Raw genomic sequence first — 12,392 nt, 5'->3', positions numbered from 1 at the left:
AGTAATTAATTCGACAATAATAACTAGAAATACCTTTATTATTTAAAAATCCGATCCGTTAGCACTAGAAAAGGAGCTGTCTCAAAGACAATAAGCACTTCTATTGTGTTGAAGATTTATTTCATTTTCTTGGTCATTGAAACTACAGCTACAATTCAAATTCTATCTTAACTATTTCTGGTTGTCTTCCCCTAGTATGGATCACATTAGCTTCATAATCATTTTTCCATTTTATAGATATATCATAAGGGTAATTTAGTTTTGTAATGTGCTTTAGTAATGTCTTTAATTTGGGATTATAATCAAAAATTTCAGGGCTTATATACACATTTGAAAAACGACCTAAACATGAGCCATCATCACGTTTAGGTCGCTTTTATTTGGCAGAACTTCCGAGTGTTCCCACGCTTCCAATGAAGCACAGAACCGTCCCCATGTTTCCACCATGATAACTGACCACACTGTCACAATCTCATCAGACCAATACAAAACTGCCATGCGTGAAGCGCTCTTCTTCACGCATGGCAGTTTTGCAATAGGCTTTGAACTATACTGATTTTAACTTACCTCCATCAACGAAATAAGCCCCACCAGTCATATAAGTATTTGCATCTGATGCTAAAAAAACTGCAAATTTTGCTAATTCATCTGGGGTTCCATAACGTCTTAAAGGTATTGATAATTTAGAGTCTTCCTTGATTCTTTCAATTGATACACCACTAACCGATGCTTTTTTTTGTTCCATTTCTTCAACTCTTTGAGTTAGTATTTTACCTGGTGCGACGGTATTAACTAGAATATTATATTGGGCAAGTTCATTTGCTAATGACTTTGTCAAACCCAATACTCCCATTCTAAATACATTTGAAAGTATTAATCCGTCAATGGGTTCTTTAATTGATAGTGAAGAAATATTCACAATATTTCCCCCACTCTTTTTTAAATAAGGAAGAGCCTCTCTCGTTAACCTTATGTAGCTTAATAAAGTTAACTCAAAGGCATGTTGCCAATCTTCATCAGAAAAATCCTGAAAACCTCCTGATAATGGACCTCCAGTATTATTAATCAGTATATTTATTTCACCAAATGTATTTATTGTATGTTGTACTATATTCTTTATTGCTTGTTTATCTGTAAGATCTCCTTCAAAATAAGAAACATTTTCATTTCCATAAATCAACAGTTCAGTTTGAGTAGTTTTTAACTTTTGAGAATCCCTGCCTACCAACATCACTTTTGAACCTTCTCTGACCAATTCTTTAGCAATAGCCTTACCAATTCCTTGACTTGATGCAGCAACAATAGATACCTTATCGGTTAAGTTTAGTTCCATAATTACCTCACATTTATTAGTTAGTTGACTTGGTTAAGAATTTTATCATGTAACAAGTAGCTAGATATGTTTTGAGCGGCTTTTTGACTCATTAATTCACCAGATTCAACTGTGTATGCACCCATATGCGGGGTAACAATAAGATTATCCAATGTCAATAGTTTATTATTTTCTGGTGGTTCAACCTCAAATACATCCAATGCACAAGCCAGAATTTTTTTGTTATATAAAGCTTCATAAAGCGCTTTTTCATTAATTAATCCTCCTCTAGCAGAATTAATTAATACTGCATTTTCCCTCATTAAATCGAACTCTCTTGTACTTATCATGTGTTCTGTATATTTATTTAAAGGAACATGTAATGATATATAATCGGAAGATGTAATAAGTTCTTCTAAACTAACTCTATCAATCCCAATATCTCGTTCTTCGCTTGTCTTTTCGGTAATGTCATAACCAAGAACGTTCATTGAAAATCCTTTTCCTCTTTTGGCCACTCCTTTACCTATCGAGCCTAATCCAATAACTCCTAAGGTTTTCTTCCAGACTGACCTACCATCGTATCTAGGCCATGTATTTCTTTTGATATCATTGTTTGCTTGCGGAATTGACCTAGCAGCACTAATCATAAGTCCAAAAGCAAGATCTGCAACTGCATCATTATTGGTCTCTGGAGTATTTGAAACAATAATCCCCTTACTTCTAGCATATTCAAGATCGATATTATCTACGCCTACACCGTGCTTGGAAATGATTTTCAGTTTTTTGGCTTCGTCAATAACGGTCGCATCAATTTTTTCCAATCCCACAATTAAACCCTCTGCATTAGTAATATCTTTAACATCAAAAGGGATTGAAAATTCAATTTTACAACCTTTCTTTTCTAATTCATCTATAATGTTCTTATTAAACTTAGCGAAACTTGCTGACGTAACTAAGATTTTCACTATGACATACCTCCCCTAAAGCATTTTTTTATAGATAGATTCGATTACATCAATGGATAGTACCTTTGGATTGTTATCCATTAACCTTTTAACTTTAGAAGCAGCAGTAGCCAAAGTGTGGACATCGTCATCAGTCACTCCAAATTTCCTTAGGTCTTGTGGGATGTTCAATTCTTTTGTCCAATTTACCATCTCATCAATTAAAAGTTGTGCGGCTTCTGCCTGCTCTATATTACGGTCATTAGTTAATCCAATTTCTCTTGCTATAACCGACATTCTTTCTTCAATAGTATCTAAGTTTTCTCGTGTAACGTGGGGAAGTAACATTGAATTTGCTTCACCATGAGAGATATTAAATTTCCCACCTAAAGGGTAAGCGAGTGCATGGACGGCAGCGGTACCAGCCGAAGTTAAAGCCATACCTCCATAAGTTGAGGCCAATAGCATATCTTTTCTCGCTTCAATATCCCCACCATTATGATAAGCTTTTAAGATAGACTTAGAGATTAAGCGCATCGATTCCATGGCAAACATATCACTTAATGGATTCGCTTTATTTGAAATATACGATTCAAAAGAATGAGTAAAAGCATCCATTCCTGTTGCAGCAGTAATATGGGGAGGTAATGATATCGTTAAGTTTGGATCCAATAGTACTAAGTCAGGCAGCAAGTAACTACTTACAACGCCTACTTTTAATTCTTCCTTCGGTAAAGTCACAATCGCGTTTGGGGTCACTTCTGAACCTGTACCAGCTGTAGTTGGAATTAACACCATTGGAATTCCTTTACTCTTTATTTTTTCTCCCTCAACAAGGTTTTTCAATTCGACATTACCTTTCATTAAAACGGATAGTAATTTTGTTACATCGAGGACACTTCCCCCTCCGATGCCAATAATTAAATCATAGTTAACATTATCCAATTCTTTTGTAACACTCGTAATATGATCAATCGTTGGTTCCGCTTCAACCTTGTCAAAAATGTTGTAAGTAATGTCTTTTTTAGTTAATTGATTTTCAAGAGATTTCATAAAATCTAAATCCTTCATGAAATCAGCTGTAACGATCAGGACTTGTTTTACATCATCAAACATATCTAAATGTTCACCTAAATCATTTAATATACCTTCTCTTAAAAGAATTCGATTTGCAGTTTGAAATGAAGCCGTTATATTCATTTTATTCCTCCTAATTTTTTCATAAACTTCTTAATATTCACGCTTTTTTTTATAGTTTTGTAGAATTTTTTATCATTTAGCTTTGCTCAATAAACCTTTTTTCTTCGAACGATTAACAAAGTAGATGGTCAACACTGATAACAAAAAGAATGATCCTGCAATTGGTCTAGTAAAGAAAGGAGTAATATCCCCACTACTTTGAATCAATCCCGTTCTGATGTACTGCTCAAAACCAAATCCTAATAATAACGTGATTACAAGTGGTAATGTTGAAAAGTTCCACTTGTTCATGAAGTATCCTATAACTCCGAATATAGCCATTATCCACACATCTGATATTCTATAACCAATGTTGTAACTACCTGCTATACTCATGACCATAACAATCGGTAACAGATATACTTTTTTAACGGATAATAAAACAGGAAATATTCGAGCACCAATCGTTACCATGAACACAAACATGACAATGACAGAGATAAAAAACGATACAAATAAACCTACAACAAAGTCCGGTTGGTTTACAAATAGTAAAGGTCCTGGTTGCAAACCGTGCATTTGTAACCCGCCTAATAGAAGCGCAGTAACTCCATCCCCAGGTATACCCAGAACTAGTAATGGAACAAGCGCTCCTCCTATAACAGCGTTATTAGCTGTTTCAGAACTTACTACCCCTTGCATATTACCCTTTCCAAATGTTTCAGGCTCCTTGCTTGCTTTTTTAGCTTGGTCATAAGCCACAAAGGTTGCTAAAGATGAACCAATACCTGGAAGTATTCCAATCAATGTGCCAATAACTCCCGAACGTAAAAAATTAGTAAATGAATCCTTTAACTCTTTCAGTTTAGGAAATACATTTGTCGATTTTGATTTTGGGATAATCGGCTTACTTTGATCTGATTCTAATTCTACAAACACCCGAGATACTACAAATAGTCCAATCATTGCTGGTATTGCTGGTATCCCGTTTCTTAAAAATTCAATTCCTGTTGGATTACGATCCATTGCATTTATCGGGTCAAAACCCCATGTTGCAATTAACAACCCGACAATTGTCATTAAAATACTTTTAAAAAAGTTTCCAGTTAAACTTGCAACAGTTACAAATGCAAAGATCATAACCATTGTATACTCGTATGCAGTAAATGATAGAGCAACTTTTGCAAGCTGTGGCGCAATTAATATTAAGAAAAAAAGTGAGATTAGAGAACCTATTAAATTTGCTGTAGCACCCATCCCTAATGCTTTCGAACCAAGTCCTTTTTTAGCCAGCGGGTACCCATCAAATACTGTTGTAACAGATGAAGGTGTCCCCGGCATCCCAATAAGTATAGCAGCAACTACACCCCCAGATATCCCTCCGATATATGCAGATAAAAGAGTTGAAAGTCCCGCCACCGGATCCATTCCATATGTTATTGGCAAGAGAATAACAACTGCTAGAGTAGCTGTCAAACCAGGAATCGCTCCAAAAACAACCCCCAAAACGGTACCAATAATAATATAAAAGACAGTGGGACTAGTGAGAATTTCTACAAATGCTTGAATGTAACTTTGTATATCCAATTTGTTATCCTCCCACGATCAAAATAACCAGGCATCTGGTAAATAAACACTTATTAAATCAAATAAGAAAAATAGAATGATATTTAGAGTAGCACTAAAAATTAGTGATACTAGCCATTTCTTTTTACTCAAATCGTAGATTAACCACGTAATTAAAAAGACATAAACAAATGATGTTACAAAAAAACCTATATATGCAAAACCGTATGCAAATAAAAATACAAGTACCATTGAAAAATAAATTTTATACTTTTTTATCTTACCAACTAGCCCAGTTTCTTCCGTATCTTCCGTATCTGTTTTATGAGTTTGTTGTACGTCTAAAGTATCCTCTTGTTGATCACTAGTTTTTATGGATTTTCTATTAAGATAAACCTTTATCATTGATCCTACTGATAGTAAAATTAATAAAAGTGATAGAATTATAACATAGTCTCTTTGATTAATAACGTCACCTTTAAAACCTCTAGTATCTATTTGAAAAGATGTTATTAAAAAATACAATCCCAATATAAACATTACTGCTTGTATGACCACTTTACCTCTCATAAACATCCATCCTATCAAAAAGTTAGAAGAAGCTCAGAATACTTTATAAGTTACATATTCTGAGCTCCCTTTTTTCTAGCCTAATATAGTAAGTTAAAGCGGTGATATAAAAATTTACTTACTATTCAATGTCTATATTTTCAGCCAAAGTATTAAATATATTCTGTACACTTTCATTTTCAGCAATAAATTCTTCACTATTTAAATACTCAGGTTCTGCACCGTTATCATCTGCAAATTGTTGAAATTCCTCATTTTCAACAACTTTCGCTAATACCTCATCAAGATAATTAATGACTTCTTCCGGTGTTCCAGGTGGAGCATAGAAACCAAATCTTACTGAGACCCCTGTATCAACACCTAACTCAGAGAAGGAAACTGCATCCTGAAGAGATGGATGGAAATGTTTTTCATAACTTGATGATACTAGAGCAACTGCATCTCCTGATTCAACATATTGAATAGAATCCGGTGTTGAAGCCATTCGCAAATCAACTTGACCACCCAAATGAGCGGTTACTAGATCCGCTCCACTTTGAAAAGGTACTACTTTAAATGCATCTGGATTCCCAGCAGCGTCCATCATTGCTTCATATGCTAAATGAGTTGTGGAACCAATATTTGTTATTCCCACTGATATTGAACCTGGATTACTTTCAGCTTCTTCCAAGTATTCATCAAACGTTTGGAATTCCGAATCAGCATTTCCAACTAATACAGATGGAGTATGTGATACTTGTGAAATTAATTCGTAATCTTCATATGAAATATCAATTTGTCCCACAGCATTCATTGCATTTAACGTAGAATGGTGTAAAAGCAAAGTATGTCCATCAGGATCAGCATTTAAAACTTCTTCTAAACCATTTCTAGTATTCGCTCCTGGTAAATTAACGACATTTACATTTTCAGGAAGCAATTCTTCTTTTCTAATAATATCGCTTACAACTCTTGCTGTAGAGTCACTAGTGCCGCCTGGGTCATAAGGTACAATAACACGAATCTCCTGAGTAGGAAATTCCAACTCTGCACCGGCGTTGCTATCACTGTTATTCGCCTCATTACTTTGTTCGTTATTAGTTTCCTGTCCCTCGTTATTTTGACTAGTTTCGGTGTCTCCATTTGAGTTACAGGCTGCGACGACTACCATCATTAGAATTGCCAACACCATAATCATTAATTTCTTTTTCATTATCATTCACTCCTTTAATTTTTTTATAAGGGTACTTCAGCATTCTTTTATATTCTTATCGGAATTAAATCAAGCCGGCTTTCCTATATTGGTCAATTACTTTATGCAATTCCTTTGAAGCTTCATTAGAGAGCGGTTGTACTGGTTTACGAGGTAGCCCTACCTCAATTCCTGATGCAGTTACTGCTTCCTTTAAAACAGATGGCATTGTCCCTAATTTGAACGCACCTCTAACCTTTTTTAACCAATTTTGATTTTTTTGTGCCGACTCATAGTCGCCTTTTTGCCAATCATTATAAATTGATGACACTGTTTTAGGAACAAAATTTGCCGTTGCTGCGATGGCTCCATCTGCTCCTGCCATTAAACTTGGTAGGATAAGAGAGTCTGTCCCAATTAAAACAGAATAATCCGAATCTTTCCCTTCGATCAGCTGTAATGTGTAGTCAAAATTTCCACTACTATCTTTTATTGCTACTACATTTTTATGTTGACTTATCTTTTTCACAGATGCCGGATCTAACGAATTTCCTGTGATTTTAGGAATATTATAAAGAATGATCGGCAATTCCGTTGCATTTGCGATCTCATCATAGTAACTGATTAATTCTTGTTGACTTAAACCAACATAATACGGTGTAATAACTGAAACCGCAGTTATACCAATTTCACTCATTCTCTTATTTAACTCAATTGTTCTTTTAGTTGAATTTGTACCTGTTCCTGCATAAACAGGGACTTCACCAGCTGATTCATCTATTGCTATTTGTGCTAGTTTCACCTTTTCATTATCATCTAGAGAGACGAATTCCCCGTTACTCCCTAAACAAAATACTCCATGACAACCTTGATCTATCGTCCGTCTTATCAGTTTTCTAAACGCATTTTCATTAATATCTCCGTATTCGTCAAATGGGGTCACTAATGCAGGAATAATCCCTTCAGGTTTAAACAATAGATATTCACCTTCTTTTCTTTAACATTATTTTGGTGCTAAATCGACTGCCATTTTAATCGCCTCTAATAGCGATCTTTCATCTGCAATATTTTTGCCTGCAATGTCAAATGCAGTACCATGGTCAACTGACGTTCTAATTATACCTTCTTTTAAACCTACTGTAATATTAACACCTGACTCTAAGCCTAGTACTTTCACTGGACCGTGCCCTTGATCATGATAACAAGCAACGACAACGTCAAAATCACCTCTCATAGCTCGATAGAATAACGTGTCTGCTGGAAAAGGACCACTAACATCTAATCCTTCTTCCTGTGCTTTTTTTATTCCAGGAATTAATTTTTCCTCTTCTTCTCCATAACCAAAAAGTCCATTCTCACCAGCATGTGGATTAATTCCGCAAACAGCAATTTTTATTCTTTCGTATCCGGCTTTCTTCAGTGTATCGTGTGATAGTTTTATAACTTTATATGTTCTCTCACTATCTATTTTTTTAATTGCGTCGATGATTCCAAGATGAGTAGTTAAATGTATAACCTTCATATCTGGAGTTGATAGCATCATTGAAAAATCTTTTGTTCCAGTTAGATCGGCTAAAATCTCTGTATGGCCTGGATATAAATGCCCGCCTTTCTGCATGGCTTCTTTATTTAAAGGTGCGGTGCATATCGCATCAATCTTTTTATCTAATGCCAATTCAACTGATTTTTTGACATAACAGAAAGCCGCATGACCTGCTTCAGCTGAAACAACTCCATAGGGTAGATCCACCGAAAGTAAATCTAAATCAATGCAATCAATCGTACCTAGTTCATATATACCTTCTTGCGGATCTTCAATAGAATGAATGGCTAAATTAATGTCAAACTTATCAATTTCTCTTTTTAAAATTTTAGCATCTCCAATTACTAATGGCCGAGACATTTGATAAACTGCCTGGGATTGCAATGCCTTTAATGTGATTTCCGGTCCTACTCCAGACGCATCACCAATTGTTATTCCAATAATTGGGCGCATTTTTTCCCACCTCCAAATAGTTTATATGAATTATGAAGCGCTTCCAGTGAACCGAATCCTCCAGCTTTTGTAATTGTAAGGATTGGACCTTCTCCCCGAAGAACCCCTATAGGAACTCCCGTCTCTACTTCATTTAATAAAATAAATTCTGTAATGTCTAGACACGTGCAAACTTTCTTTGCTGTATCCCCTCCAGTTAGAAATAATTTGTTAATTTCAGTTTCTTTGAACACTTTATTTGTTATTTCTCCTAAAACTTTTGAAATGCGATCACTAACTTGAACTGCATCCATTTTATATTTCTTCCCATTTGTAATAGATTGTTCAATTTCCGCTTTACTTCCTGAAGAAAAAAGAGCTACGTTTTTCTTATTTTCAAATGCTGTTGTAATCTCACTAATGACTCTTTGAGTTTCTGAGTTCAGTTCTTCTTCGCTTCCAACTACTAGATGGGAATTTAATTTAATTCCCGTTATTGTTGAATCATTCAATAAGTAGTTTAATTGTTCTCTCGTTATATCGTGCAAACTACCTATAACCATTAAGATAGGATCTAAATATTCATTAATAGATATTTCCTCGTTATTTAACGTTTCTTTATTCTCACTTAAATAATTTGCTAATCCGGCTGATCCGCACCAAACTACGTTATATTCCGTTTCCCCTATAAAATCAACCAATTTCTCTAAGTGATATTCCTCCATTGAATCACATACTAGATACGGTATATTTTTATCGTGATAGTTTGATAATTTACTAAATATATCGCTTTCATTATTTACTAAATCTGATTCTGAAATGATTCCTACATCTTTTACTGAACTTTTTTTTATAATATCTGGTATATAGGAAAGTCCAATTGGCGTCTTGAGATCATTAGAAAATTCTGATTCGTGCAAAGGAACATCGCCGATAATAAGCGTTCCTTCTTTAACAAACCTATTATTCTTGGGATATCCGGGTGCTATCAAAATAAAGTCAGCTGGATAATGGTCATAAATGGCATCTAATTCTACACCAATATTTCCTCTCATTGTTGAATCGATTTTTTTATAAAGAATATCTACTGAATTTTTCTCAACTACATTTATTGCATTCCTCACGTTTTTATAAGCTTCGTTTGGTGAAGATGCTCGACTATCTGTATCTATAACAAATACTTCTATATCTTCCTCAATTTTTTGATTTTCTTGCATAAGTACTGAGGTTTTCCAGCCTTTTTTAGCAAATTGAACTCCCGTATCATTTGCTCCAGTTAAATCGTCAGCTATAATTGCTATTTTCAATTCATCACCTCCTTCTGTTTAAAAGCGCTTTCAACGTTATATACAATATAAATAATTAAGAGTAAAAATACAACACTTTATCTTATTTTTTTAAATTTATTTAATATTTTAATATTATTGATTAAAAATGCAACAATTTCATTATTTTCACCATAAAATAGCCTGTTCTTAATAAAATCCATTTTTATTAAGAACAGGCTATTAAAGTGTACTTTGTTCAAAAGTGTTGATCAGGATCTTTTAATTTTCCGCCACAATGTTGATCTATTTATTTCTAATCTTTTTGCAGCTTTAGACTGATTCATCTTCTCTTCTTCTAAAACTTGTTGAATAACATCTTTTTCTATGTCCACTAATGATTGCCGAAGATTTAAGTATGATCCTAAAAAGACACCATTATAATCCTGCTTGTTTCTCTGAGTTAGAATTTCAGAAACATTATTAATATATTCACTCTCTGAATTTTCCACTAATTTTCTAACTACTGTCCTTAATTCAATCAAGTTGCCATACCATGGGTGGGAGAGCAAAATTTCCATAGAATCAGAACCAACTCCTACAACTTGTTTACCAAACTCTTCATTGAAGTGGAGAATAAATGTATTAATTAAATCTTCTAGAATACTCCCTCTGTCCCTAATTGCCTCTAAAAAAATTGGTTCATCTTTTATATATGATAAAAACTCTTGATCAATATTCCACTTATTTTCTTTTATGTCAACGATTTCGCCAATGAATGAAAAAATTAATGCAGATTTTATATTTGGTATACTAGAAAATACCTTTTTTTGTTGGGATTTAGTCGTGTTTTCCATTCCTCTGATATGAATAATTGAGTTTTCATTTTCTTTCTGTATGACATTTATTAACTTGTTAAATGAAACGGTACTTGGATTATTAATTTCAATTTCAATAATATGATTTTCATGTAATCGAATTTCTTGTCCTATCATATTGACAAACATTCGCTTTCCAGTGCCCTTTTCACCTAATAATAAAATTGGATGGTTATGGTCCATTTTTCTTTTTGCAATTGCTTTTGCCTTCTTATAAATCTCTCCAGACATTATGTATTCCGGTGTTCTTTCAATAAAAGGGTGAGAGTAAATAAACTTTAACTGGCTCTCCTCATTATCTATTTCTTTTTTTAGCTCAATATAATTTATCACTTTCGATTCAATATTATTTAAACGTCCTGTATAAATATCGAAAACTTCCCCAAATTGATTAGTTGCTAATTGAAATCTAATATAATTATTTTCCAATTGTTCAAGGATGATTGTCTTAAAGTAACTATGATAATTGTAAAGACTAGCACCTTTTCCATCTATGTTTAAATAATTATTAAAAGATGAATTAGAAAATAAAACATCCCCATTTTCCGACAACAATCCAATGTTTGTTTCAAGTCGGTTTAATAAATTTTCATAGACTGAAGACTTTGATCTTAAACGCTGAATTTCATCATTCATTCTTCTAACATTATTAAACGCTTCCATAATAGACTCTTTACCTGAAGTTATAAGCACTCCCTGCATTCCTTTTTCTGAAGCCAGTCTTACTGTTATGGCATCACCTACAATTATACTAATTCCTTCTTCTTTAAGTTTGTCTAATGTATTCTGTACTTCACTCTCGTGTTTAATTATTTTATAATCTATATCTATGTTAATGACATTAGATACAGCCTCGAAACTATGGATGACATTCTTAAAACCGACCATTCCAATTTTTGTTTTGTAATTTTTTAAAAATGTTAAAATACGAAGAATATCGTACCCTGAAACTCCTACGTCTATAACGGGTAACGAATTATTTTCTCTCAGCATTTTAGCGGTTCCGCCTCTACTTATAATAAAGTCAAAGTTTTTTTGCTCATCTTTATACATTTGTACTAACTCTAAACTCTGATTTAAATCAGCTTCATGTAGAGTAATTTCAAAATCGTGAAATTGACTATCCATGTTTTTAATTAATTCGACCATTCCTTTATATGGAGCAATTACCAATACTTTAATTTTCATAAGCCACCTCTTCTGTTGCAATTTTAATCATTATTAGTGAAATTTTAAAAACATAAAAATATATCACTATTTTATTTAAATTTACACAATTATTTTCCATCATTCAAGAATTATCATCTATTTTCATAAATTCAACACTAAATAGTATTTTTCCATACGGCTGTCATGTCTAGTGAACAGTTGTTAAGATAACTAAAAATAAGCCCTCAGAAGTTGCTCTCCAAGGACTTATGCATATTTTTACATCTCTTAATTTGAAATGAGTATAACTTAATATTAGAAAAAATCATACTATGTTTTTTATTGTACCTTCTACATATAATCTTTTTAATGAGGATGCC

General features: G+C 33.5%; 11 protein-coding genes. All 11 read right to left on the bottom strand.

Annotation, left to right across the window (positions count from 1 at the left end; all coding sequences use genetic code 11):
- Nucleotides 1-342 precede the first annotated feature (342 nt).
- The 11 genes from CEF18_RS26150 to CEF18_RS20955 all read right to left on the bottom strand — a co-directional run bounded on the left by CEF18_RS26150 (nucleotide 343) and on the right by CEF18_RS20955 (nucleotide 12,051).
- On the bottom strand, nucleotides 343-498 hold the full coding sequence (locus tag CEF18_RS26150) for a hypothetical protein (RefSeq protein ID WP_183040974.1): 156 nt from the start codon (nucleotides 496-498) through the stop codon (nucleotides 343-345).
- A 49-nt stretch (nucleotides 499-547) separates the two neighbouring features.
- The gene (locus CEF18_RS21000) at nucleotides 548-1,333 is read right to left on the bottom strand and encodes an SDR family oxidoreductase (RefSeq protein WP_110938449.1); all 786 of its coding nucleotides are present in this window, start codon (nucleotides 1,331-1,333) and stop codon (nucleotides 548-550) included.
- A 20-nt stretch (nucleotides 1,334-1,353) separates the two neighbouring features.
- Nucleotides 1,354-2,280, bottom strand: a complete 927-nt coding sequence (locus CEF18_RS20995; RefSeq protein WP_183040973.1) for a phosphoglycerate dehydrogenase — start codon at nucleotides 2,278-2,280, stop codon at nucleotides 1,354-1,356.
- A gap of 15 nt (nucleotides 2,281-2,295) precedes the next feature.
- Nucleotides 2,296-3,459, bottom strand: coding sequence for an iron-containing alcohol dehydrogenase (locus CEF18_RS20990; protein ID WP_110938447.1), 1,164 nt, complete (start codon nucleotides 3,457-3,459; stop codon nucleotides 2,296-2,298).
- Nucleotides 3,460-3,531: 72 nt separating this feature from the next.
- Nucleotides 3,532-5,025 carry a tripartite tricarboxylate transporter permease gene (locus CEF18_RS20985; RefSeq protein ID WP_223292420.1) on the bottom strand — a complete coding sequence of 498 codons (1,494 nt, stop codon included), beginning with the start codon at nucleotides 5,023-5,025 and terminating at the stop codon, nucleotides 3,532-3,534.
- An 18-nt stretch (nucleotides 5,026-5,043) separates the two neighbouring features.
- Nucleotides 5,044-5,574 (bottom strand): tripartite tricarboxylate transporter TctB family protein, encoded by a 531-nt coding sequence (locus CEF18_RS20980; protein ID WP_183040972.1) that lies wholly within the window; start codon nucleotides 5,572-5,574, stop codon nucleotides 5,044-5,046.
- A 121-nt stretch (nucleotides 5,575-5,695) separates the two neighbouring features.
- A complete protein-coding gene (locus tag CEF18_RS20975) occupies nucleotides 5,696-6,766 on the bottom strand; it encodes a tripartite tricarboxylate transporter substrate-binding protein (protein WP_183040971.1) in 1,071 nt (356 codons plus the stop codon).
- A 64-nt stretch (nucleotides 6,767-6,830) separates the two neighbouring features.
- Nucleotides 6,831-7,721 (bottom strand): 4-hydroxy-tetrahydrodipicolinate synthase, encoded by an 891-nt coding sequence (gene dapA / locus CEF18_RS20970; RefSeq protein WP_110938444.1) that lies wholly within the window; start codon nucleotides 7,719-7,721, stop codon nucleotides 6,831-6,833.
- A gap of 27 nt (nucleotides 7,722-7,748) precedes the next feature.
- The gene (pdxA, locus tag CEF18_RS20965) at nucleotides 7,749-8,741 is read right to left on the bottom strand and encodes a 4-hydroxythreonine-4-phosphate dehydrogenase PdxA (protein WP_110938443.1); all 993 of its coding nucleotides are present in this window, start codon (nucleotides 8,739-8,741) and stop codon (nucleotides 7,749-7,751) included.
- Nucleotides 8,720-10,027 (bottom strand): four-carbon acid sugar kinase family protein, encoded by a 1,308-nt coding sequence (locus tag CEF18_RS20960; protein WP_110938442.1) that lies wholly within the window; start codon nucleotides 10,025-10,027, stop codon nucleotides 8,720-8,722. The genes pdxA and CEF18_RS20960 overlap by 22 nt, the downstream gene beginning before the upstream one ends.
- 230 nt (nucleotides 10,028-10,257) lie before the next feature.
- Nucleotides 10,258-12,051: a sigma-54-dependent Fis family transcriptional regulator gene (locus CEF18_RS20955; protein WP_110938441.1), complete on the bottom strand. Its 1,794-nt coding sequence runs from the start codon at nucleotides 12,049-12,051 to the stop codon at nucleotides 10,258-10,260.
- Between the last annotated feature and the right edge of the window lie 341 nt (nucleotides 12,052-12,392).

The sequence above is a fragment of the Salipaludibacillus neizhouensis genome (genome assembly GCF_002886185.1).
GTDB lineage: Bacteria > Bacillota > Bacilli > Bacillales > Salisediminibacteriaceae > Salipaludibacillus > Salipaludibacillus neizhouensis.
The sequence above is the reverse complement of the archived record's forward strand: the minus strand, read 5'-3'. Positions and strand labels throughout refer to the sequence as shown.